This is a genomic window from Bosea sp. Tri-49 (assembly GCF_003952665.1).
Taxonomy (GTDB): Bacteria; Pseudomonadota; Alphaproteobacteria; order Rhizobiales; family Beijerinckiaceae; genus Allobosea.
In genome coordinates this window covers 1,147,009-1,170,398 of the sequence record NZ_CP017946.1, presented here as the reverse complement: position 1 = coordinate 1,170,398, position 23,390 = coordinate 1,147,009, and the positions used below count along the sequence as shown (strand labels likewise).

Sequence of the window (23,390 nt, the reverse complement as noted above, 5' to 3'; positions counted from 1 at the left end):
TCTCCCGACTTCAGTCACTAGGTGACAGTGAAGCGGCCTCCGGACAAGAGCGCGCGGGTCCGGTTTCTCGCATCTTGGTCAACGGCAAGGGCTTCGGCCACATCGGCGGGGGGCTGCGACGTCGCCTCCCCTTGGGCGCAGACGGCCTCGACCAGCGCCGGAATCGCCGGAAAACTGATCTGCCGGTCGAGGAAGGCCTCGACGGCAATCTCATTGGCAGCATTCAGCACGGCCGGCGCCGCGCCGCCTTCAGCCAGAGCGGCGATGGCGAGACCCAGCGCCGGGAAACGGGCAAAATCGGGCCGTTCGAAGGCGAGCGGCCCGGCTGCGACCAGATCGAGGAAGCGGGTCGGCGGCGCATCGAACCGTCCGTCGATTCCGAGGCAATGGGCTGCCGCCACGCGCATGTCCGGCACCGCCATGCCGGCGCTGACCGAGCCGTCGCGGAAGGTGACGAGGCCGTGCACGATCTGCTGCGGATGGACCAGCACCTCGAGCTGATCGGCGTCGAGCCCAAACAGGAACGAGGCTTCGATCAACTCGAGGCCCTTGTTCATCATGCTGGCCGAGTCGATCGTGATCTTGGCGCCCATCGCATAATTCGGATGAGCCAGTGCCTGCTCGGGCGTTGCACTGGCGATGCGCTCAGCCGACCAGGTTCGGAACGGACCGCCGGAGGCGGTCAACGTCATGGTGCGGACCGCAGAGATCGACTCGGCTCCGAGCACCTGGAACAAGGCGTTGTGCTCGGAATCGAGCGGCAGGATGCGGGCGCCGACCGCCCTCGCCCGCGCCATCACCGCAGCTCCGGCGCAGACCAGGCTCTCCTTGTTGGCAAGCGCAACGACACGGCCCGGTTTCAGTGCGGCGAAGGTCGCCTCCAGCCCGGCTGCTCCGGAGATGGCACTGACGACGATGTCGCTGTCTTGCGCCACTGCTTCGAGCACCGCCTCCCGGCCGGCGCCGCAGCGGATGCCGCTACCGGCTAGCGCCGCGGCGAGCTCCCTTCCCTGCCCTTCATCCGCAACGGCCGCGAAGCTTGCGCCTGTCTCACGAGCAATCCGCGCCAGCCCCGCCGCATCGCGACCAGCGACGAGCGCAGCGACCTGCAGCCGCTCCGGATTCTCGGCAATCACGGCACGCGTCGAGCGGCCGATAGAGCCCGTGGCTCCCAGTATCGTGACGGTGCGGCGCATCGGATGATCAGTGTCCCAAGCGCGCCAGATAAAGCAGCAGGCCAGCGAAGACTAGCACGGCCCAATAGCCGTCGAGCCGATCGAGGAAACCGCCATGGCCGGGAATCAGATGGCTTGAATCCTTGGCGCCGAAACGCCGCTTGATCGACGATTCGAACAGGTCACCCGCCTGACTTGCCGTCGAGGCGGCGAGCGAGACGGCCAGCACCGGCCAGAGACCCGATGGCAGCCCCGGGAAGAAGAACGCCCAAACGGCGGTGCCGCACAGGGTTCCAGCCAAGGCACCGCCGAGCGCGCCCGACCAGGTCTTCTTCGGGCTGACGCGCGGCAGCAGCTTCGGCCCGCCCAGTGCCCGGCCGGTGAAATAGGCGGCGATGTCGGTGAACCAGACCACCGCGAAAGTCCAGATGATCAAAGCGAGCCCGATTTCGGGCGCATCGCGCAGCGTCGGGGTTACCAGCGCAAAGCAGAGCGCGTAGGCGACACCGCAAGCTTCGAGCAGGCGCTGGTTGGCGGCCTGGGTCGTCACGACCGCGCCGATCAGGCCAGCGAACGCCGCGACGCCCGCGAGCGCTGCACCACTCACCGGCAGGAAGCCGAGTGCGAGTCCAGCGAGGCCGACTCCGATCCCACCGGCGACCGCGTTCCCGCGGCTGACCATTGCGAGCCATTCATAGGCAACGACGCCGGCGACGATCGTCCAGATCAGGCGGAAGGGCCAGCCTCCGAGCAAAGTGACGCCGAGGATGACCACGGCAAGCACCAGCGCCGAGATGACCCGCAGGCGAAGCTCGGATGCGCCCGCTCTTGGGCCCGTCTCATTCACGCGACCCCTACCTTGGCTTCGGCCGGCTGGCCGACGCCGCCATAGCGGCGCTCGCGGCGATGGAATTCGGCCAACGCCTCCTCGAGTGCCTTGCGATCGAAATCCGGCCAGAGCACCGGCGTGAACACGAATTCGGCATAGGCCGCCTGCCAGAGCAGGAAGTTCGAGATGCGGGTCTCGCCGGAGGTGCGGATCACCAGATCGGGATCCGGCAGTGAGGCGGTATCGAGACGCGACGCCAGCATCTCCTCATCGACCGCCTCGGGCATGAGCCGACCGGCCGCGACGTCCCGCGCAAGATTGCACGCCATGCGTGTGATCTCGTCGCGCGAGCCGTAGTTGAAGGCGACGACCAGGGTCAATCCGACATTGCCTTGCGTCATGGTCTCGGCGCGCTCGACCAGGGCACGCAGGTCGGGAGCCAGATCCTCGCGACTGCCGATGATGCGCACGCGTACGCCCGCCTCGTTCAATTCGGCGAGATCGTTCTCGACGAACCGGCGCAGTAGCCCCAGCAGGAAGGAGACCTCGGCCATCGGCCGGCGCCAGTTCTCGGTCGAGAACGAATAGAGCGTCAGGACCCGGATGCCGAGATCGGCTGCGTTACGGACCGTGCGCCGCAAGGCTTCGAGGCCGCGCCGGTGTCCCTCCTGGCGCGGCAGGCCACGCATCTGCGCCCAGCGGCCATTCCCATCCATGATGATCGCGACATGAGCGGGGGCCGGATCAGGCGCTGCCGGGCGCGGGCCATCTGACATTTAGAATGCCTCTTCAGGGCGACAGCCCATGCGTCGATGATACAGGACGGCACCGCGCCACGCACTCAGACGTGCAGGATTTCCTTTTCCTTGTTGGCGAGAGCCTGATCGATCTCGCCGATATGCTTGTCCGTCGCCTTCTGGACCAGATCGGTCTGCTTGGTGACGTCGTCCTTGGGCATATGCCCGTCCTTCTCCAGCTTCTTGATCAGGTCCATGCCGTCGCGGCGCACATGCCGGACGGCCACTTTGGCGTCTTCGGCATATTTGTGCGCGACCTTGACCATCTCCTTGCGGCGCTGCTCGTTGAGCTCCGGAATGCGGATGCGCAGCACCTGCCCCTCGGTCTGGGGATTGAGGCCGAGATCGGATTCGCGGATCGCCTTCTCGACCGCCTGGACCATGCTGCGGTCCCAGACCTGGACCGAGAGCAGGCGCGGCTCGGGCACGCTGACGGTGGCGAGCTGGCTCAGCGGCGTGCGCGCGCCATAGGCCTCGACCGTGATCGGATCGAGCACATTGGCCGAGGCGCGGCCGGTGCGAAGCGAAGCCAAGTCGCTCTTGAACTTCTGCACGCCGCCGTCCATGCGGCGGTTGAGGGCGGCGAGATCGAAAGTGATTTGGGCCATCGTCTTCAAAACCTTGTCGAAACCAGCTGGATAGAGCTGGAAATGCGCGCGACCATGGCGAGCACCCGCCCCATGGTCAAGGATTTATGCGTCAACAGCATTTTCCCCGGCAGGTCTGCAAGGGGAATCGGATCTCGACCGCTTGCACACGGTCAATAGACCGGCTGCTGCGCTGGCCAAGACCCGGAGCAATGCCTAGGTCAATCTTGCGGCCATGCGAACGGCCGCCGTCGCCAGGAGATTCGCATGCCCCGGCTGAACCGCATCGTCGAAACCGCGCTCTATGTCGACGATCTCGACCGCGCGGCGGAGTTCTATGAGGGAACGCTCGGCCTCAACTCCATGCTCAGGACCAGAACGCTGTTCGCCTACGACATCGGCGGGCAGAACGTCCTGCTGCTATTCCAGCGCGGCGCGTCGGTGGAACCCCAGACCTCGGAGCGCGGCAGCATCCCGCCGCATGACGGCCACGGTCCGCTTCACATTTGCTTCGCCGTCGATGCCGACGAACTGGCCGCGTGGGAAGCGCAGCTGGAGCAGCAGGGCGTATCGATCGAGGGGCGGATGGCCTGGAATCGCGGCGGCACCAGCATCTATTTCCGCGATCCCGACGGTCACCTGCTGGAGATCATGACGCCCGGCAACTGGCCGAATTACTGACTGTCAGGGCGTGACGTAGGTCGCCCTGCCCTCGCCGCGCAGCACGGCCGCGAGCGCACCCTTTTCCGCGATCGAGAAGACCACGATGGTCAGGCCCGCATCGCGCGCCAGCGCGAAGGCGGCGGTGTCCATCACCTTGAGATCGCGCCTGATCGCGTCCTCATGGGTCAGCGTGTCGTAGCGGGTCGCGTGTGGATCCTTTTTCGGATCGGCCGAGTAGACGCCATCGACCTGCGTTGCCTTGAGCAGATGGCTGCAGTCGAGCTCGGCCGCACGCAGCGCTGCGCCGGTATCGGTAGTGAAATAGGGGTTGCCGGTGCCGCCGCCGAGAATGACGACCTTGCCGTGGCTGAGATGGTCGAGCGCCCGCTTGCGCGCATAGCTCTCGCAGAGCGAGGGCATCGGTACTGCCGACATGGCGCGCGCCGGGGCGCCGGCCGCCTCGATAGAATGCTCTAGTGCGAGCGCGTTCATCACCGTGCCAAGCATGCCGATCGAATCGGCCGTTGTCCGGTCGAGGCCTTTGTTGAGGCCTTGCACACCGCGGAAGAAGTTGCCGCCGCCGACGACGATGCCGATCTCGACGCCCTCGTGCGAGGCATGGGCAATGTCGGCAGCGAGCGCTGTCAGCGTAGCGCCGTCGAGGCCGTTTCCTGCAGTTCCTGCAAGGGCTTCGCCGGAGAGCTTCACGAGAACACGTTTAGGTCTCATCGGGGCTCTCCATTTCCTGCGCCATGCTCCGGCAGCAGCCGAATCGGCAGGCCGGTCTTTCCTACTTACAAAAAAGGCCGCGCCAGGCGCGGCCTTTCTCATCTCTATCAACGAGCTTGTCAGCCCGTCGTGCCGCCAGCGGCCGCGACTTCGGCGGCGAAGTCGGTCTCTTCCTTCTGGATGCCCTCGCCGAGCGCGAAGCGGGCGAAGCCGGTGAGCTTGATCGGACCGCCGACCTTGCCTTCAGCCCCCTTCAGCACCTGGGAGACCGACTTCGAGCCGTCATGGATATAGCCCTGCTCGAGCAGGCAGTACTCCTTGGCGTAGCTCTTCATCCCGCTCTCGACGATCTTGGCGAGGACGTGCTCGGGCTTGCCGGCATTCTTCTCGGCCAGGATCGCCTTCTCGCGCTCCAGCACCGCCGGATCGACCGAAGCCAGGTCGAGCGCCACCGGGTTGGTCGCGGCGATGTGCATGGCGAGCTGACGGCCAAGCGCTGTGAGCTCATCGCCCTTGCCGGCAGTCTCCAGGCCGACGATGACGCCGATCTTGCCGAGCCCGTCGGCGACCGCGCCGTGGACATAGGAACCGATCACGCCGGCCGAGACGGAAACCGAGCCGACGCGGCGCAGCGTCATGTTCTCGCCGATCGTGGCGATGGCGTTGGCGATCGCGTCGGCGACCGTGCCGCCGCCCGGATAGTGATGGGCGGCCAGCGCCTCGACATCGCCGCCGCGCTCGAGCGCGACATCGGCGATGGTGCGGGCCAGAGCCTGGAACTCGAGATTGCGGGCGACGAAGTCGGTCTCGGAGTTGACCTCGACGACGACGCCGCTATGGCCGCGCACGGCAACGGCGACGAGGCCTTCGGCGGCGACGCGGCCGGCCTTCTTGGCGGCCTTGGACAGGCCCTTGGCGCGCAGCCAGTCGATAGCGGCTTCCATGTTGCCGTCGGTGGCCGACAGCGCGGTCTTGCAGTCCATCATGCCCGCGCCGGTCTTGTCGCGGAGTTCTTTCACCATGCCGGCGGTGATCGCAGCCATTTGCGTCGTCCTTGCTGTCTTGCGGCGTTCGCCCGGTGGCGTACCGCACTGTCGAAAAATCGAAGCCTGGATTGGCAAACGCCGACGCTCCGTTTCCGGTCGTCGGCGCTGCTTCGGCTTTAGTCAGGTATCGAAGTGCGATACGCCGATGACGCGTCGCAATCGGGAGATCAGGCGTCGGCGAGATCGCGCGCCTGGGCAACCCAGCCGTCACGCTCGATGCGGCCGGCGAGCTTCAGGTCATGATCGATCTTGGTGACCTCTGCCGGCGTCATGGCAGCGAGCTGCCAGAAGTGGAAGATGCCGCCATCGTTGAGCTTCTGCACGATCTCCGGACCCATGCCCGAGAGCTTCATGAAGTCGTCCGGTGCACCACGCGGTCCGGTCAGCAACTCGAAAGCCTGAGCCTGGCCTTCGGCAGCCGCCGGCTCGGCAATCGCCGTCTCGACGATCGGGGTCTCGGCAGCACCGAGGTCGACGCCATGGTCGCCCGAGGCGCGCGAGATGCCGTCGATGGCCGAACGCGCAACGAGATCGCAATAGAGCTGGATGGCGCGGCCGGCATCGTCATTGGCCGGAACCGGGAAGGTGATGCCATCCGGATCGCTGTTGGAGTCGATGATGGCCGCGACCGGGATGCCGAGGCGCTGGGCCTCCTTGATCGCGAGCGCTTCCTTGTTGGTGTCGATCACGAAGATCATGTCGGGCGTGCCGCCCATGTCCTTGATGCCGCCGAGCGCCTTCTCGAGCTTGTCGCGCTCACGCGCCAGCATCAGGCGCTCCTTCTTGGTCAGGCCGGTGCTGGCGCCGCTCAGCAGCTCGTCAACCTTGCGCAGGCGCTGGATCGAAGCCGAGATGGTCTTCCAGTTGGTCAGCATGCCGCCGAGCCAGCGGGAGTTGACATAGTACTGAGCCGAGCGCTTGGCGGCATCGGCGATGGCGTCCTGCGCCTGGCGCTTGGTGCCGACGAAGAGGACGCGGCCGCCGCGAGCAACGGTGTCGCTGACCGCCTGCAGGGCGCGCGACAGCATCGGCACCGACTGCGACAGGTCGAGGATGTGGATGTTGTTGCGCGTCCCGTAGATGAACGGCGACATCTTCGGGTTCCAGCGATGCGACTGGTGGCCGAAATGGGCGCCGGCCTCGAGCAGCTGACGCATGGAGAAATCTGGCAGAGCCATGGTATTCTTGTCCTTCCGGTTGAGCCTCTGGGGAGCGAATGAGCCGGCCATAAGCTGACCAGTCACCGGAACGCCTCGGTGTCGAGGTGATGCTCCCCATGTGGGATAGGGCGCGCCTTACACGCCGTGGCGCCGGAATGCAAGACTTCAGGTCAGCTCGTCAGAGCGAGCCGACCTCATAAGCCACGTCATAGGCGCCGGGCACGGCGCGTTCCAGCAGCGGGCGCACGCGTGCCAGATGGCTGGTGAAACGCTCGTCGCGGCTGAAGCGCAGGGCCGCGTCCTCGGATTCGAACATCGTCACTAGCACCACGTCGCGATCCTCGCGGGAACGGAACAATCGCCCGCCGACCAACCCATCGACCTTGCCGCGCAAGGCATGGTGCTGGGCGAGCTGCAAGTTCATGAACTCGGCGAAGCATTCAGGCTTCGGCGTGATGACGCTGATGTTGACGATCGGATGGTCGGGCATGCCCGGCTCCTTCAATGCAGATGCGGGAGCCGGGTCGATACGACCTCGATCGTGGTTGAGGTCAAGCCGTGCTCTGCCGAAAGCTGGCAGGAGCGGCCGTTGCTAAGCTCACTTGGGCAGCGACGCGGCAGCCTTCAGCACGACGTCGCCGATCTGCTTGCAATAGGTCGCGACGGTGCCGCCCTGCGCCTTGGCGATCGTCTCGAGATCCTGGGTCACGCCCATCATCGCGATCGTGCCCTTCTTGCCGGCGGCTTCTGCGGTATCGCCGGCGCTCTTGTCGGCCGGCGGCGGAATCAGCGCCAGTACCTTGGCCTGGATCGCGACGACATCGGCGCCGACATGGCCTTTCTCGGCGCAATAGCTCAGGATTCCGAGCTGGTTGCGACCGGCCTGGTAGGCCATCGCGAGCTGATCGGCCTGACTCTGGGCAAAAGCCTGGCCGCTGGACAGGGCCGCAAAAGCGGCGAGCGCGCTGAAACGCTTGAAGGAAAGCAGCATATCAATCTCTTTCAAGTTGAACGCATCCGCAGATGCAAGCCCCGCTTCCCCAGCACCAGAATAGCCTTCCTGCCGGGTGCGACAAGGACGCGACAAGACGATTCGCGCGCGCTGCGAAAGCGGGCCGTCCTTGTGAAGGCCTGATACCGTTTCGCCGAAAACGCCACCTCCCCGCCGCACAGACGGCCGAAGCGGAATGCCATCTGTATTTCGTGCGGCTTTCGCTTTTCCGCTACTGCAGGAACCTCCTCCAGCCATAACACTCCCTCACCAGACAACGTTCAGCCCAACGACGGCGAGGAGGAAACCATGCAGATGATCGCCCACAATCCGAGCCGCGGCATCTACCCGGCAACCTCGGATTACGCTCACGCGATGGAGGTGGTCGCGCCGCAGCGGCTGCTCTTCGTCAGCGGCACGATGGGGCTCGACGAGGCCGGAAAGCCTGGTGCGACCCTCGATGAACAGCTCACGCTGATCTGGAACAACCTGCGCGCGATCCTCGCCTCGGCGAGCATGAGTGTCGACAACATCGTGCGCCTGACCAGCTATCTGCGCGATGCCAGCTTCGTCGAAGCCAATCAGAACGCTCGTCTCGCCGCTCTCGGCGGCCGCGCGATCCCGACCACCGCAATCGTCGTCCAGACCCTGCGCGAAGACTGGCTCGTCGAGATCGAGGTGATCGCCGCCGCCTGAGGCGGAGGCAGCCCGACGCTGCACCGCGGCCGATGCCTGACATCTCGTTGTCAAAGCATTCACGCCGATCTGCTAGCAGGTCGCGCGAGTCGACTTGGATGGCGTGGCGTGTTGCTCGATCTGAGGACAATCTACCTGGCGGGTGCGATCACCGCCTTGATTCTCGGCTTCGTCCAGCTCGCCGCCTACGCGACTGGCCGCTTCGAGCGCTGGCCGCTCTGGTGGGGACTGAGCAATCTGCTGATCGGTATCGGCCTGATTGGCGTTGGGCTGCGGGACATCATCCCGGACATCATTTCGATCCCGCTCGCCAACACTGTCAGCTGGATCGGCTATCTTTTCGTCTTGTTCGGGGTGAGGAGCTTTGCCGGGCGGCCGGCACGCCTGCCGCTCTACGCCTTGGCCGTCGCAGCCGCCGCCATCCCGTTGTTCCTGTGGAGCGAGCCCGAAGGCTTCGTCAGGCGCGTCGTCCTCGTCTCCGTCCTGGTCATGGCCTGCGACGCGCTCCTGGTCCGGGAGGGCCTGCTTCTGTGGCGACGCGAACGGCTGGTTGCCGGCGCGATCCTGGCCGCCCTGTTCGCGCCAACCGCGATCTTGTTTGCGTTCCGCGCCTGGCTCGCCGTGACCGGAGAGCTCGGCGCCGAACTGTTTCCTGCCGATAACGCCAATCCGTGGCTCGCGGCGACCGGCACCGCCTTCGTGCTCCTTAGGAGCGGTGCATTGCTCCTGCTCGCCGCCGAGCGCAGCCGCAACAGGCTGATCACAATCGCCCAGCACGATCCTCTCACCGGCGCGATGAACCGCAGCGGCCTGGAACGTGCCATGGCACGGATCGCGGCGGATGCGGGCAAGCGCCCGGGCCGGCTGACCCTGCTGCTGGTCGACATCGACCACTTCAAGAGCCTGAACGACACGCATGGCCATGCCGCGGGCGATCGTATCCTGCAGCTCTTCGCCGAAGCCGCCCGTACCGAACTGCGCGCCAGCGACATCCTGGCGCGCCATGGCGGCGACGAGTTCGTCGCCCTCCTCCCGCATATGCCGACCAAGGGCGCGGTGCGTATCGCTAACCGAATCCGGACCGCCTTCGCGCGGATGCTTGTCGATTGGGACGGGGCTCCCCTCCTGCTACCGACGCTCAGCATCGGGGTCGCCGAGGGCGATGCTGCCAGCGATGAGCTAGAGACGCTGCTGGAGCAGGCGGACGAGGCTCTCTATCGCTCGAAGCGCCTCGGCCGCGATCGAGTCCAGGTGCAGATGCGCGCTCTGGCGCGGTGAAGGGATTTTACCCGCTCAGATCGGCGAGCCCTGCCCGCCTCACGCCGAGCGCCGCCATCTCCGCCCAGGCGCGATCGAGCGAACCGTCGAGGTCGATGGCGCGGCAGGCTTCCTCGACGACAATGGTCTCGAAACCGTGGCGGGCCGCATCCTGTGCCGTCCAGTTCACGCAGAAATCGGTGGCGAGGCCGACCACCACGACGCGGGCGATCGCGCGCTCCCTAAGATAGCCGCCGAGCCCGGTCGGCGTGGTGCGGTCGGCCTCGACGAAGCCGGAATAGCTGTCGACCTCGCGTCGGCAACCCTTGCGGATCACCGCCTGCGCCATGGCAAGGTCGAGCCCCGGATGAAAGGCCGCGCCCGCGCTGCCCTGCACGCAATGGTCCGGCCAGAGCACCTGCGTCCCGTAGGGCATCGCCACCGTCTCGAAGGGCTTGTGACCGGGATGGCTCGACGCGAACGATGAATGCCCGGCCGGGTGCCAGTCCTGCGTCAGCACGGCCGTGGCGAAGCGTCGTCCGAGCTCGTTGACGAGCGGGACGATCTCGTCGCCGCCAGCAACCGCCAGGCTGCCGCCGGGACAGAAATCGTTCTGGACGTCGACGACGATCAGCGCGGTCTGGGCGTCGATCACAGGTTTTCCCTCACACCGCGGCGGTGCGCGTCATCCGCGTGATGCCCCTGCGCGCGGCGAACATGCGGCCATAGACGTCGCCGGCGAGATCGGGCCGGTAGCAGCGCTGTTCGAGCAGCGGGTCCCAGATGTGCTCGACCGTGTCGATCAGTTCGAAATCAGCTTTAAGGCGTGCCTCCAATTGCTGGCGGTTCTTGCGGTTCTGGTATTCGAGCAGCACCAGCGAGGTCTTCGACAGATCGAGATGATCGAGCACGTCTCCCTCACCGCCCTCGATGTCGATCTTGATGATGTCGGCCGAGGGTAGGCTCGCCGGATCGACAACCGCGACTTCGTAACGCTCGACCATCGCTCCGGCCACGAAGGTGTCGCCGGCATAGGAGGCGAGGCCCGACTCGCCATCGCCGGCAAAGCGGCTGAGGAAGGTCGCCGTTTTCTGACCACCGGGGAACAGGGCGGCGTTCACCGTGACGATGTCGCGACGCAGCCGGGTATTCTGCTGCAGCAGCGCGAAGGTCCCCGGATGCGGCTCATAGGAGGTGACCATGCTGCCGGGCCAGCGCGCGCTCGCCCAGAGCGCGAACGAACCGACATTGGCGCCGATGTCGAGGATGTCGAGACCGATACCGTCGAAGCCGGCTTCGTACTCGCCTTCGAGCACGTCCTTGATCGCCCAATGCATCGCCTCGGGCACGGCAAGGCTCATCGGGATGCGCGCAACATACTGCTTCATTCAAGTCCCCCCGGACGCCACCGTTATCTGCGCGCACTCTGAAGCCTCGATCGCCGGTAGCGCAAGGCTGGGGACTGACGACGCTCGTCAGCGCAGTTCGACATTCACCACACCGGGCGCGGCACGCACCGCATTGGCGACCTGCTGGTTGACCGGATAGCGTCCCGGCAATTCGATCTCGACCTCCTGGGCGCCATCGTCGAGGATCATCACCAGCGAGATCTTGCCTGCGGCGCGGACACCGTCGCGTGGCTTGACCCGCTCGGCGATCGAGGACAGCGCCTTGTCGTCGCGCAGGAAAATGCAGAGATCCTGCTTCTGCCGGTTGGCGAGATCGTCGAGCCGTTCGCAATCCTCGATGCGCGGGCGGACCTCCTCGCCGTCGAGCACGGCCGAGAGCCGCAGCACCAGCGCCGCACCGGGCTCGAGCAGCTCGCGATAGCGCTGCAGGCCTTCCGAGAACAGGATCGCTTCGAACTGGCCGCTGGGATCGGACAGCTGCACGATGCCCATCTTGTTGCCGGACTTGGTCCGGCGTTCCGACCTGTCGATGACGGAGGCGGCGACCTTGGCGATCGAGGTGCCGCTGGCGCGGACATTGCGGGCGAAATCAGCATAGCTCTGCACCCGCAGGCGCTTGAGCACATGCTCGTAATCGTCGAGCGGGTGACCTGACAGGAAGAAGCCGACCGCATCGTGCTCGCGCTGCAGCCGCTCGGCCGGCGCCCAGGGCTCGAAGGGCGGGATGCGGAAGGCCTCCGCCTCCCCACCACCAAGCATGTCGAGCTGTCCGGCGGCCGCTTCGTCGCGGACGCGGTTCGAGAGCGCGAGCATGCCATCGACCGCAACCATCGCCCTGGCGCGCTCCGGCTCGATCTCGTCGAGCGCGCCGGCCGAGATCAGCGCCTCGATCGTGCGCCGGTTGACCAGGCGCGTATCGATCCTGCGGGCGAAATCGGCGAGGTCACGGAACGGGCCTTCCTTGGCGCGCGCCACGACGATCGATTCGACCGCCGCCCGGCCGACGCCCTTGATCGCGCCAAGCGCATATCGGATCGCCCCGTCGGCGACATCGAAATCGACGCCGGAACGGTTGATCGAGGGGCGCTCGACCTTGATGCCGAGCCGTTCCGCATCACGACGGAATTCCGAGAGCTTGTCGGTATTGCCGATGTCGAGCGTCATCGACGCGGCGAGGAATTCTACAGGGTAGTTCGCCTTGAGATAGGCGGTCTGGAACGCGACGACGGCATAGGCCGCCGCATGGCTCTTGTTGAAGCCGTAGTCGGCAAACTTCGCCAGCAGATCGAAGATCTCGGAAGCCAGATCCTTCTTCAGGCCAGCCGCAATCGCTCCCTTCACGAAACGGTCGCGCTGGGCGTCCATCTCGGCCTTGATCTTCTTGCCCATGGCGCGGCGCAGCAGGTCGGCTTCGCCGAGCGAATAGCCCGACAGCGCCTGCGCGACCTGCATCACCTGTTCCTGGTAGACGATGATGCCGTGCGTCTCCGACAGGAACGGCTCCATGCCGGGATGGAGATAGGTCGGCTCCTCCAGCCCGAGCTTGCGGCGGCAATAGGTCGGGATGTTGTCCATCGGGCCGGGGCGATAGAGCGCCACCAGCGCGATCAGGTCCTCGATCCGGTCGGCCTTCATCTCGACCAGCGCCTTACGCATGCCGACCGATTCCACCTGGAACACGCCGACCGTCTCGCCGCGCGACAGCATCTCGTAGGTCTTCGGATCATCGAAGGGCAGCTGGGCGAGATCGACCTCGATGCCGCGCTGGGCGATCAGCTTGACCGCGATGGTCAGCGTGGTCAGCGTCTTCAGGCCGAGGAAGTCGAACTTCACCAGTCCCGCCTGCTCGACCCACTTCATATTGAACTGGGTGACTCGCATGCCGGTGCGCGGGTCGACCGAGAGCGCGACCAGTTCCTCCAGCGGCCTGTCGCCGATGACGACGCCGGCGGCGTGGGTCGAGGCGTGGCGATGCAGCCCTTCCAGCTTCTGGGCGATCTCGAGCAGGCGCGCGACGACCGGCTCCTCCGCCGCCGCCTCCTGCAATTTGGGCTCGCCGGCGATCGCCTCCGGCAGGGTGATCGGCTTGGCCGGGTTCTGCGGCACCAGCTTGGTCAGCTTGTCGACCTGGCCGTAAGGCATCTCCAGCACGCGGCCGACGTCGCGCAGCACGCCGCGCGCCTGCAGGGTGCCGAAGGTGATGATCTGGGCAACCCGCTGCTCGCCATAGCGATGCTTGACGTACTCGATCACCTCTTCACGCCGGTACTGGCAGAAGTCGATGTCGAAGTCCGGCATCGAGACGCGATCCGGGTTGAGGAAGCGCTCGAACAGCAGGCCGAAGCGCAGCGGGTCGACGTCGGTGATGGTCAGGGCATAGGCGACGAGCGAGCCCGCGCCGGAGCCGCGGCCGGGACCGACCGGAATGTCGTGATCCTTGGCCCATTTGATGAAGTCGGCAACAATGAGGAAATAGCCCGGGAATTTCATCCGGGTGATAATTGAGAGCTCGAAGGCGAGCCGCTTTTCGTAGTCCTCGACGGTGAAGCCCGCAGCCGGCCCATGCTTGGCAAGCCGTGCTTCGAGCCCTGCTTTCGCCTGGCTCTCCAGCTCCTCGGCCTCGTCGCGCCCCTCCTCGCCGAAGCGTGGCAGGATCGGCTTGCGCAGGCCGACGCGCCAGGAGCAGCGCCGGGCGATCTCGACGGTCGAGGCCAGAGCTTCCGGCAGGTCGGCGAAGCGGCGCTTCATCTCGGCGCGACTGGCGAAATAATGCTCCGGCGTGACGCGCCGGCGCTCATTGTCCGAGACCAGCCTGCCGGCCGCGACAGCAAGCAGCGCGTCATGCGCCTCGAAATCGGCAGGCTTGCCGAAATAGGGCTCGTTGGTGGCGACGATCGGCAGGTCAGCGTCATAGGCGAGCCGCAGCAGCCCGGCCTCGATCGCCGCTCCGTCCTCGCGATCATGGCGCTGGAGCTCGACATAGAGCCGATCGCCAAAAATCTCCCGCAGGCGCGCGAGCCGTGCCGCCGCCTGGGCCGGCTGTCCGGCACGCAAGGCTGCGTCGAGCGGCCCACCGAAGCCGCCGGTCAGCGCGATCAGATCATGGCCGCATTCGGCGACATGGTCGATCGCCGCGACCGGCTCGCCGGCCCCGGCCACCAGGCAGGCCTGCGTCACCAGCTTCATCAGATTGCTGTAGCCGGCCTCGCTCGTCGCCAGCAGGACGAGATGTGGCGTCACGCTCTGGACCGGCTTGCGTCCGCCCGTGTCCTCATCGGCGAAGTCGACGGAGAGCTGCACGCCGGCGATCGGCTGGATGCCGGAGCTCGCCAGCTTCTCGGAGAATTCGAGCGCGCCAAACAGATTGTTGGTGTCGGTCAGCGCCATGGCCGGCTGACCATCGCCGGCTGCGAGCTTGGCGAGCGTGCCGACCTGGATCGCGCCCTCAAGCAGCGAATAGCTCGAATGGACATGCAGGTGGACGAAGCCGACCTCGTCCTGAACCAGTGCGTCGTCTTTGCGGTCGGTCATCGCGCCCTCCGGCGCGCCTTCCGTTCAGCCAGTGGGCCGAGCGAAAGAACCTGCGCCGATTCTTGATCCTAAGAGCATGCTCCGAACCGGTTATGGCGCGCCACCCCATCCCGGTCGAGCGGGCTGGGATACGGGGCTGTGGACATGCCACCAAAGCCTCCCCCGCCCCTGTCCGTAGGGCTGTCAGACGTGCGGCCCCGAGGCAAGCGCCGCCCAGACCCAGATCATTCCGACGAAGAGCGCGAGCGCCAGGAACTCCACGGCTCCGGCCATCAGCTTGCGGGCAACCAGCATGTCCGATCTCCAATGTTCTCTATATGTTCATATTAGTTTTCTCTTTGTTCACGTCAACGTCACGAGAGCACTGGAGGTCGGCAGCCGCCATAAGCGGTTAACGAGCATTTACCGAAGCTGAAAAGGAGTTAACGGCACACCTGCCCGTCATGCGGAATCATGTAAGGGTCGGCCGCATGACCTCCTCCCCTGATCGGCCGCGCACCCGGCTTCGCAACGAGACGCTCGGCGTCGTGCTGATGGCGGTGTCGATGCTGATCATCCCGACCTCCGACGCCATCGCCAAATATCTCAGCAGCACTCACTCTCCGGTCTTCCTGAGCTGGATACGCTATGTCGCGGCGCTCGGCTTCGTGCTCCCGGTCGCCCTGCTCCAGCGCGGGCGCATGACGGCGATGGCCTCGGCATCCTCAGGCCGGTACTGGCTGTCGCAGATCCTGCGTACCGCCTTCCTCGTCGCGGCGATGACACTCTACTTCGTGGCGATCGTGCGGATTCCACTGGCCGATGCACTCGGCGCCTATTTCATTGCCCCGATCGCAGCGACGCTGCTCGCCTCGATCGCGCTGCGCGAGCGGCTCGACCGTCGAAAGCTCCTCGCCGTCGCCCTCGGCTTCGTCGGCGCCATCCTCGTCGTGCGCCCGGGCACCGAGACCAGCACCGGCACGCTGATCGCGCTCGCTTCTGGCTTCTGCATAGCCTGCTATCTGGTGCTGACCCGCGCCACCGCGCAGGACCGGCCACCGGTGGCGACGCTGACGATCCAGCTCGTGCTCGGCATCGCGATGCTGATGCCCTTCGCCCTGCTGCAATGGACGACGCCGACGCGCGAAGGGCTGCTGCTGATCCTGCTGATGGGCCTCGTCTCGACGCTCAGCAACCTGATGACGATCAGCGCGTTCCGCCTGGCGCAGGTGCAGACGCTCTCGCCCTTCGTCTATCTCGAACTGATCGGCGCGACCGCGCTCGGCTTTATCGTGTTCGGCGACCTGCCCTCGCCGATGACCTGGGCCGGGATCGCCGTGATCGTGGTCGCCGGGCTGATCGTCGCAACCGCTTCGCCCGCACGCCGCGAGAGCTGAGGCAACGCGCCTCAGCCGGCCGACGCCGTCGCCTGCTCGGCCTGCTCCTCGATCAGGCTCAGCAGCATGTGCGACTGACCGTCGTCGCTCGCAACCGGGACGCGCCTGATGCCGATCAGGCGGCGGCCATTTCCGGGGGTCTCGATCGCGCGCACCGTCATTGTGGCACCGGCATCCGCCCGCTGCAGCTGGCGATCCTCGCGCTCGATCCACTCAGCGGTCGCGGCACCGAAGACATCGCGTGCCGTCCGACCGATCATCTCAGCGCGGCTGACGCCGAACAGAACCTCTGCCGCGTGGTTGACGAATATGTAGCGGAGCGTGGCCGCGTCCTTGACGACGATGGCTACGCGACTGGTCTCCATGATCGCGGCGAGCAAGTGCTCGGTGCGCTCAAGCGAGCGCTGCAGATGCCGCTGCTCGGTGAAATCCTCATGCGTCGACACCCAGCCGACGCCGCCGGTCATCGGCCGCTCGACGATACGGATGACCCGTCCGTCCTTGAGGTCGACATGTTTGACGGCGGGCCTGCCCTGCTCGATCCGCGCAAGGATGGCCTCGACATAGCTCTCGACGTCGCCGGCGAAGGTGCCAATCTCGATCCGGCGCCGAAGGATATCGCGGATCGTCAGGCCCGATTGCGGCATGTCCTGCGGAAGCCGATAGATCTTCCGGTAGGACGCGTTCATCAGGATGACCTTGCCCTCCGGGTCCAGCATCATCAGGCCCGGCATCATGCTGTTGATCGCAGCCAGCAGATGGCGCTTGTTCTCCTGGAGCTGAATTTCGAGATTGTCGCGCTGCCGCGAGCTCGTCCGTTCGAGCGTCCGCAATTCCTTGTTGCGGATCAGCGTGTCCTGAAGCTGCTGCACGGCCTGGCCAAGCTTGCCGACTTCGTCGAGACGCTCGCTGTGCGGTACGGTGACGACGACCTTACCGGCCGCGATGTGGTCCGCGGTTTCAGTGATCTCGTGCAACGGGGCGATCAGCGAGCGGCGGATCACCGCGCCAACGTAAGCAGCCAGAGCGAGTGCCGCGAGGCCGAGCAGAACGATGAGCCAGGTGGTGAACCAGGCACGCTGATTCAGGATGACGACCTCGTCGGCTCGCCGCGCATAGATCCGTCCGAGAGCTTCCAGATCGGCATTGAGGGCAGCCCTGGTGGCGCGGTTTGCCTCGTTGTCGCCCCATGCCCGGCCGGCTGCCTGGCCGATCACATTGGCACGGCGCACCAGCTCGGCCCGGAACCGGATGAACTCGGCGATGCGCGTCTTGAACGCCGCAAAGAGCTCGGCATCGTCGCTTCGGACGATCTTCGCCCAGGCCTCGACCACATCGGCGAGGTCGCGATTGCGTTTCAGCAGGTTTTCGCCGTAGCGCGCCACCGTCGCGGAATCGCTCGACATGTAGATGCCGCGCGATTCCATCACCACGGCGTAGATCAAGCCGTTCGCCCGCTCGACATAGGCGGCTGAACGCGACGACAGGCTGAGCTTGTCCTGGTATTCCGCCTGCTGTCGGAAGGATAGCAGCGCCACCGCCACCAGCGCGCAGATCACGACAAAGAAGGCGCAGCTCGCAGCATAGACCTGATGGCGCAGGCTGACGGCCCGCAGACGATCGAGGATACGGCGCTGCACCATGTCAGCGACCTCCAGTTGAAGGAGGCCAGTGCTGCACGCGAATTCCTTAAAGTCGGGTTTCGCAGCCGCGGTGCCGGCAGTTTGCGGGGGAAGCTACCGGACCAGGCTCGAGAGCACTCCAATGATCGCACGCGGCTCAATCTCGGACGGCGTCTCGTCGAAGGCGGCGCGGTAGTAGTCCAGCATGCTGAGCTGCTCGAAATTGTTCCAAATCTCCTCGTCATTCATCGCCTGGCCGCGTTCCTCGAGATTGAGGATCATGCCGTAATCCTCGCCACCGGGCTCGCCGTAGATCAGCGGCGGCGGCAGCGGCGGCTCGGAGCGCAATTCGTGCTCTGCCGCAGCGATAGCCGCCAATGCCCCCGTAACCCAGACGCGATGATAGGCATTCGAGACGTCGCGCTCAGGCTCGCCCGAGCCGGTCAGTACGGCGCGGCAAGCGGCAGCGAAGCTGTCGACCATGCCGTTGCGCTCCGCGAGCCTGTCGGTCGCGTTGTAGTTGGCGTGGATCGGGTCGACATAGGCGAATTCATTCTGCAGGAGGCGCGCCGGCTCGCCTTGCAGGAAGAGCCAGGGGTAGGTGTTGTCGATCAGGATCTGACCCGGCAGCAGATGCGCGGCCTGGTTCTCGCCGGAGGCACTGAAAAACTGCTGCTCGGCGCCCTTGCAGGTCACGCTCGGATTGGGCGTCAGCGGTAGCCCTCCCTGGCCCGGCATCCGGATCGCCGCCATATAGACCAGCACCTTGGCGACGCGCGCATTGCGCGAACGCCCGTGCCAGATCGCCTTTTCGGTATCGGAGGAAAAGCGCTGGACCCGCAGCAGGCGGAAGCGCTCCTGGCCGGAAACGGCGCGATCGGGAGAGCGACGACGTCCCATCTCAGCCGCCGATCAGCACGGTGGGCTCGCCCATGGCGATCTTGTTGGGCGGCCCGACCGCCTCGATGATCGTGTCGCCCATGCGGCAAAGCGGCAAGCCATTGACCAGCACGGTCTGCGAACCGTCGATGACGACGCCTGGCCCATGCGGTGGAATCGGCAGCGGCGTCGCGCAGATATGGATATCGGCGCCGCCGGCGGCACCTGAGATCATCGAGCCCATGCTTGCGGCTGCGGTTGCCTTCGTGGTTTCTTCTGCGACCTTGGCGGCCGGCGCCCCCGGCGTTCCCGCTGCCGCGAGCGTCGCGGCCTCGGCAACCTGGATCGCCGCGTCGGAGACCGCCTTGGCGGATTGGATCGCCGCCGCGGCGCCGGCCGGCACGCCGCGCCAGGCGAACTTGCCCCCGATGATCACGTTGAAGCTCCCCGGCCCCGGCTGCAGCACTCCTGGCAGGGGGTGGATCACCGGGTCGAGAACGCGAGCGGCCGGACGGCCCGCTCCCCCTGGCGGTGTGGAGAACACCTTCGCATTTGCCTGGCCGGATGGCGCGACCTTCGCCATCGCCGCATTCACGCCAGGCGGCAGCGTGTCAACCGGAATCCCGTTCAGCGTCGAGGCCGGCAATTTTCCCGCAGCCGAGGCGGCGAGCAGCGCCGGCAGCTCGACCGCCCAGAACACCTTCTCCGCGACCCGCCCGAGCAGCAAGACCACGTGACCTGAGACTCCCTCGGCGAATTCCTTCGAGGCCTCGCCCCAGAACGAGTTCTGCAATGCGGGCGCGTCACCTTCGACGCCGTACATGGCAGCGTTGGCGGTAATGGCGGCCGCCTTGTCCGGATCGGTATCGGGCAGGCGCCCGCCGGCGTTCAGCTTGTCGATCGCCCGGTCCGGGTTGGGCTCGGCGATGCCGGCGGCCCGCGCCACCGCCAACATGAACGCCTCGCTGGAGAGGAATTCGGCGCGCTCGGTGTCATCGATCAGCGAATAGCCGGTGCTCTGCTGGCAAGCCCGGCGCGCCGCATCCGAAACACCGGTATAGAGAATGACGTCGGCGCTCTCCGGCTGCGCCGATACCTCGCGCGCCAGCGCCTTGAGTTCGTCCATGGTGGCGCCCGGCTTGATCTTCGCCAGGGCTGCGGCGGGGGAGAGACCTGGCATCTCAGAAGATCTCGACCTGGGTGTCCTCGGCGACGAAGTCGACACCGGTGATGCGCTCGCGGAACAGGCTCTCGGCGTTGAGCATGGCGTAAAGGCGCAGATGCTCCTGCACCCGCGCCAGCATGGCCGCGGCGAAGCGCACCGGCGGAAGCTTTGACCTGCCGGGCTGAGCGCCGATATGCGAGATGACGACGCGGTTGTCTGGGCCGCGGCTCGCCTGCGCGAAGCGCCAGCCAGCGTGGAACAGCGGATAGCCCGGCGCGCAGATGCGCAGCCCGTGCGGTCCGCCGGGATAGAGCATCCGGCCGAGGCGCGCGACCTGCCAGCCAGCCTCGTCGATCGGGAACTGGCCGCTGCGATCGTAATCCGGTGCCTGGTCCTGGGTCATTCTGCTGCCCCGCTGGGTGACGGCTGGTCGGCTATGCTTCAGCCTATATCCATCTGCGCCGGCTTGCGACCATTTCGCCAGGGCCGCACCGCGAAATACGCTCAGAAACCAGCAATGGTTTAAGCATCGGCGGCCGTGCCATGGTGACGCTCGGGAACGAGCTGTATATGGTTCTTGGAAGGCCTTGAGATAGCGAGAACCGGATGTCGTGGTATAGTAAGGTCGTCTGGTCCGAAGGCTTGTTCCTGCGGCCGCATCATCTGCAGCAGAACGATCGTTATCTCGAGAATCTGCTGGAGAATCGCGTCCGGCAGGTCACGCCTTATCCGTGGGGGTTCTCGGTGCTCGAGATCGACCGCGACCTGGCGCAGCAGAGCCGCATCGGGCTCAGGCGCGCCGTCGGCGTGATGCCGGACGGCACGCCCTTCGCCATGCCTGACAATTCACCGCTGCCACCCGCCATCGAGGTGCCGGAAAACGCCGCCGGCCAGATCGCCTGGCTCTCGCTGCCGCTCGCCTCCTCCAATACCCGCGAAGTCGAGGACAGTCTGAACGGCTCGGCCAGCCGCTTCTATCCCGCGACCGAGATGCTGATCGATTCAACCGCCTCGCTGCGGGTCGACGAGGAGATCGATATCGCTCATCCGCGCTTTGGCCTCGAGCTGCGCAAGACCGGCAAGCCGGGCTATGTCGGCCTGGCACTCGGGCGCGTGCTGGAGGTGCGCGACCGCGCCATCCTGTTCGACGAGAAGTTCGCCCCGCCGGTGCTGCTCTGCTCGGCCCATCCGGTCGTCGACGGCTGGATGGACCGTGTCATCGGCTGGATCGACAACAAGCTCGAGGAGCTCGCCCGCTACGCCGCCGACCCGACCGCCGGCGGCGGCCTGCAGAGCGCCGATTACTTCATCCTGCAATTGCTCAACCGGCACATCCCGGTGCTGAAGCACATGCGCGGCTCGCGTTTCGTCCACCCGGAGCGCCTGTTCATCACGCTTCTCACTATCGCCGGCGAGCTTGCCACCTTCACCACCGCCGAACGCCGCGCCCGCGACTACCCGGCCTACGACCATGACGACCTGGAAGGCTGCTTCACCCCAGTGGTGCGCGACATCCAGGACTACCTGTCGGCCCAGCTCGGCCGCCGCGCCATCCGGCTCGAGATCGTCGAGCGGGCGCAGAATGCGTTCATGTCGACGATCCGCGACCGCGCGCTGATGCGCAATGCGACGCTGATCCTCGAAGTCGCGGCGCGCAGGCCCCTCACCGAGATCCAGAGCCAGTTCCCGCATCTGTTCAAGATCGGTCCCAACACCAAGATGAACGAGATCGTCCATGCCCACCTGCCGGGCATCAATCTCGTTCATTTGCCGACCCCGCCGCCCCAGATTCGGGCGCTGACCGACCACGTCTATTTCTATCTCGACCGCACCTCGCCGCTCTGGCCCGAGTTCAGCACGGCGAGTTCGATCGGCATGCATTTCTCCGGTGACTGGCCCGATCTCGAAATGGAGCTCTGGGCCGTGCTCGAGGGCAGGCGATGAGCAACGACGGCTCCGACCCGTTTGGCCGATCCGACCGGACCTTCATCCGGCCGAACCCGGCCGGACGGCGCGTGCCGCCGCCCTCTCGTCCGACGCCCGAGCAGCCGGGCTATCCGCCTCAGGGCCAGCCTTATCCGCCGCCGAATGCGCCCTATCCACCTCAGCAGCCCGCTGGCTACCCGCCGCAGGCCTCGCCCTATGGGCCCTCGGGCGGCGCACAATACCCGCAAGGAGCCCCCTCGCCCGGCGTTCCCGGCGGCGAAGAGTGGATGTCGCAGCCGCAACCGCGGCCGAGCGCGCCGCAGCCACCGCAAGGCTACGTGCCGCAGGCTCTGCCCAAGCGCGAGCAGATGCTCACGCCGAACACCAATCCGCTGCTCAAGGCAGCCGGCCCACTGCTACTGCTGCTCGGGCGCCTGCGTGCCAATCTCTCCAGCGCGCCAGCGACGCAGATGATCGGGCAGGTCGGCGAGACGATCGAAGCCTTCGACCACGAGGTCCGCGCCGCCGGCTTCACCGCCGAGCAGACGCGGACGGCGAAATACATCATCTGCGCCTTCGCCGACGACATCGTCCAGAACATCCCCGGCGACGAGCGCCATGTCTGGACGCAGTACAGCATGCTCTCGCGCTTCTTCGGCGAGCGGACCGGCGGCGTGCGCTTCTTTGAGGAGCTCGAGCGCGCCAAGCGGGACCCCAGCGTCAATTACGACCTGCTCGAACTGATGCATGCCTGCCTGGCGCTCGGCTTCGAGGGCGTGCACCGCACCTCGGCTGGCGGCGCCGCCAACCTGCAAATGATCCAGCGCAGCCTGTTCGAGACGCTGCGGCGCGTGAAGCAGCCCGATCCGGAATTGTCACCGCGCTGGCAGGGGCAGGCTCTGGTCGGGCGGCTGGCGCGCTTCAAGATACCGGTCTGGTCGGTCGCGGCCGTGGCGGCGGTCGCCGTGCTTGGCCTCTATTTCATCTTCCGCGCTTTGCTCGGCGGCAATGCCGAAGCGTCGGCCGCCGCCCTGCTCTCAGTCCATCCCAAGGGCGACATCGAGATCATCCGCAAGGTCGCGGCCCGGCCGCCGCCGCCATTGCCGCCTCCAGCGCAGCAGCCCAAGGTCTGCGCCACTGTGCAGCCGCCGATCACCTGCCAGGTCACGCCGAACCTGATCATCGTGCGCCTGATGGACATCACCCTGTTCGATCCCGGCCAGGCGGTTGTCCGCAACGAGTTCCGCCCGCTGATCGAGCGTATCTCCGCCGTACTCAACGAGGAGGGCGGCGCGATCAAGGTCGTCGGCCATAGCGATTCCGATCCCATCCGCACCGCCCGCTTCCCGTCCAATCTCGAACTGTCGAAGGCACGCGCGGTGGCGGTCGGCGATCTCTTGAAAAGCAAGCTGAAGCAGCCAGATCGGATCAGCACCGAAGGCAAGGGCCAGGATGCGCCGATCGACACCAACGCAACCGCAGCCGGCAAGGCTAAGAACCGACGCGTCGAGATCCTGATCCAGCGTAACGGCTAGGACGGGCGACGATGCAG

At 66.1% G+C, this 23,390-nt stretch carries 22 protein-coding genes; 6 read left to right on the top strand and 16 right to left on the bottom strand.

Features of this window, described 5'->3' with window-relative positions; genetic code table 11:
* Positions 1 to 17: 17 nt before the first annotated feature.
* The 4 genes from dxr to frr all read right to left on the bottom strand — a co-directional run bounded on the left by dxr (position 18) and on the right by frr (position 3,409).
* Positions 18 to 1,196 carry a 1-deoxy-D-xylulose-5-phosphate reductoisomerase gene (gene dxr, locus BLM15_RS05745; protein ID WP_126111204.1) on the bottom strand — a complete coding sequence of 393 codons (1,179 nt, stop codon included), beginning with the start codon at positions 1,194 to 1,196 and terminating at the stop codon, positions 18 to 20.
* A 7-nt stretch (positions 1,197 to 1,203) separates the two neighbouring features.
* The gene (locus tag BLM15_RS05740; protein ID WP_126111202.1) at positions 1,204 to 2,022 is read right to left on the bottom strand and encodes a phosphatidate cytidylyltransferase; all 819 of its coding nucleotides are present in this window, start codon (positions 2,020 to 2,022) and stop codon (positions 1,204 to 1,206) included.
* Positions 2,019 to 2,780 (bottom strand): isoprenyl transferase, encoded by a 762-nt coding sequence (locus BLM15_RS05735; protein ID WP_126111200.1) that lies wholly within the window; start codon positions 2,778 to 2,780, stop codon positions 2,019 to 2,021. Before BLM15_RS05735 ends, BLM15_RS05740 begins: the two co-directional genes overlap by 4 nt.
* Positions 2,781 to 2,845: 65 nt before the next feature.
* Positions 2,846 to 3,409 carry a ribosome recycling factor gene (gene frr / locus BLM15_RS05730; RefSeq protein ID WP_126111198.1) on the bottom strand — a complete coding sequence of 188 codons (564 nt, stop codon included), beginning with the start codon at positions 3,407 to 3,409 and terminating at the stop codon, positions 2,846 to 2,848.
* A gap of 246 nt (positions 3,410 to 3,655) precedes the next feature.
* On the opposite strand from frr, the gene BLM15_RS05725 reads away from it, so the two are divergent.
* Positions 3,656 to 4,069 carry a VOC family protein gene (locus BLM15_RS05725; RefSeq protein WP_126111196.1) on the top strand — a complete coding sequence of 138 codons (414 nt, stop codon included), beginning with the start codon at positions 3,656 to 3,658 and terminating at the stop codon, positions 4,067 to 4,069.
* A 3-nt stretch (positions 4,070 to 4,072) separates the two neighbouring features.
* Here the strand turns inward: BLM15_RS05725 and pyrH are convergent, their stop codons facing one another.
* The 5 genes from pyrH to BLM15_RS05700 form a co-directional block, all read right to left on the bottom strand.
* On the bottom strand, positions 4,073 to 4,780 hold the full coding sequence (gene pyrH, locus BLM15_RS05720) for a UMP kinase (RefSeq protein ID WP_126111194.1): 708 nt from the start codon (positions 4,778 to 4,780) through the stop codon (positions 4,073 to 4,075).
* Positions 4,781 to 4,899: 119 nt separating this feature from the next.
* Positions 4,900 to 5,823, bottom strand: coding sequence for a translation elongation factor Ts (gene tsf, locus BLM15_RS05715; protein ID WP_126111192.1), 924 nt, complete (start codon positions 5,821 to 5,823; stop codon positions 4,900 to 4,902).
* Between the two features lie 170 nt (positions 5,824 to 5,993).
* Positions 5,994 to 7,004 (bottom strand): 30S ribosomal protein S2, encoded by a 1,011-nt coding sequence (locus BLM15_RS05710; RefSeq protein WP_126111190.1) that lies wholly within the window; start codon positions 7,002 to 7,004, stop codon positions 5,994 to 5,996.
* Positions 7,005 to 7,164: 160 nt separating this feature from the next.
* Positions 7,165 to 7,476: a putative quinol monooxygenase gene (locus tag BLM15_RS05705; RefSeq protein ID WP_126111188.1), complete on the bottom strand. Its 312-nt coding sequence runs from the start codon at positions 7,474 to 7,476 to the stop codon at positions 7,165 to 7,167.
* A gap of 108 nt (positions 7,477 to 7,584) precedes the next feature.
* Positions 7,585 to 7,977, bottom strand: a complete 393-nt coding sequence (locus BLM15_RS05700) for a pore-forming ESAT-6 family protein (protein WP_206438610.1) — start codon at positions 7,975 to 7,977, stop codon at positions 7,585 to 7,587.
* Positions 7,978 to 8,286: 309 nt separating this feature from the next.
* Between BLM15_RS05700 and BLM15_RS05695 the strand changes: the two genes are divergently transcribed.
* A complete protein-coding gene (locus tag BLM15_RS05695; protein WP_126111186.1) occupies positions 8,287 to 8,673 on the top strand; it encodes a RidA family protein in 387 nt (128 codons plus the stop codon).
* Between the two features lie 108 nt (positions 8,674 to 8,781).
* Positions 8,782 to 9,951: a GGDEF domain-containing protein gene (locus BLM15_RS05690; RefSeq protein WP_126111184.1), complete on the top strand. Its 1,170-nt coding sequence runs from the start codon at positions 8,782 to 8,784 to the stop codon at positions 9,949 to 9,951.
* A 7-nt stretch (positions 9,952 to 9,958) separates the two neighbouring features.
* On the opposite strand, the gene pncA is transcribed toward BLM15_RS05690, so the two are convergent.
* From pncA to dnaE, 3 genes are all read right to left on the bottom strand, one after another.
* On the bottom strand, positions 9,959 to 10,585 hold the full coding sequence (gene pncA, locus BLM15_RS05685) for a bifunctional nicotinamidase/pyrazinamidase (protein WP_126111182.1): 627 nt from the start codon (positions 10,583 to 10,585) through the stop codon (positions 9,959 to 9,961).
* A 10-nt stretch (positions 10,586 to 10,595) separates the two neighbouring features.
* Positions 10,596 to 11,318: an FkbM family methyltransferase gene (locus BLM15_RS05680; protein WP_126111180.1), complete on the bottom strand. Its 723-nt coding sequence runs from the start codon at positions 11,316 to 11,318 to the stop codon at positions 10,596 to 10,598.
* Positions 11,319 to 11,405: 87 nt separating this feature from the next.
* The gene (dnaE, locus tag BLM15_RS05675) at positions 11,406 to 14,870 is read right to left on the bottom strand and encodes a DNA polymerase III subunit alpha (protein WP_126111178.1); all 3,465 of its coding nucleotides are present in this window, start codon (positions 14,868 to 14,870) and stop codon (positions 11,406 to 11,408) included.
* A gap of 470 nt (positions 14,871 to 15,340) precedes the next feature.
* On the opposite strand from dnaE, the gene BLM15_RS05670 reads away from it, so the two are divergent.
* On the top strand, positions 15,341 to 16,246 hold the full coding sequence (locus BLM15_RS05670; RefSeq protein WP_164547403.1) for a DMT family transporter: 906 nt from the start codon (positions 15,341 to 15,343) through the stop codon (positions 16,244 to 16,246).
* Between the two features lie 11 nt (positions 16,247 to 16,257).
* On the opposite strand, the gene BLM15_RS05665 is transcribed toward BLM15_RS05670, so the two are convergent.
* The 4 genes from BLM15_RS05665 to BLM15_RS05650 all read right to left on the bottom strand — a co-directional run bounded on the left by BLM15_RS05665 (position 16,258) and on the right by BLM15_RS05650 (position 20,315).
* A complete protein-coding gene (locus BLM15_RS05665; RefSeq protein WP_126111174.1) occupies positions 16,258 to 17,889 on the bottom strand; it encodes a PAS-domain containing protein in 1,632 nt (543 codons plus the stop codon).
* Positions 17,890 to 17,982: 93 nt separating this feature from the next.
* Positions 17,983 to 18,768, bottom strand: coding sequence for a hypothetical protein (locus BLM15_RS05660; protein ID WP_126111172.1), 786 nt, complete (start codon positions 18,766 to 18,768; stop codon positions 17,983 to 17,985).
* A 1-nt stretch (position 18,769) separates the two neighbouring features.
* Positions 18,770 to 19,927, bottom strand: a complete 1,158-nt coding sequence (locus BLM15_RS31800) for a PAAR domain-containing protein (protein ID WP_236846579.1) — start codon at positions 19,925 to 19,927, stop codon at positions 18,770 to 18,772.
* A gap of 1 nt (position 19,928) precedes the next feature.
* Positions 19,929 to 20,315 carry a hypothetical protein gene (locus BLM15_RS05650; protein WP_126111170.1) on the bottom strand — a complete coding sequence of 129 codons (387 nt, stop codon included), beginning with the start codon at positions 20,313 to 20,315 and terminating at the stop codon, positions 19,929 to 19,931.
* Positions 20,316 to 20,518: 203 nt separating this feature from the next.
* Between BLM15_RS05650 and tssK the strand changes: the two genes are divergently transcribed.
* Together tssK and icmH are read left to right on the top strand one after the other, a co-directional pair.
* Complete coding sequence (gene tssK, locus BLM15_RS05645) at positions 20,519 to 21,856, top strand: type VI secretion system baseplate subunit TssK (protein ID WP_126111168.1); 1,338 nt, start codon at positions 20,519 to 20,521, stop codon at positions 21,854 to 21,856.
* On the top strand, positions 21,853 to 23,373 hold the full coding sequence (gene icmH / locus BLM15_RS05640) for a type IVB secretion system protein IcmH/DotU (protein WP_126111166.1): 1,521 nt from the start codon (positions 21,853 to 21,855) through the stop codon (positions 23,371 to 23,373). The genes tssK and icmH overlap by 4 nt, the downstream gene beginning before the upstream one ends.
* The last annotated feature ends 17 nt before the right edge of the window (positions 23,374 to 23,390 follow it).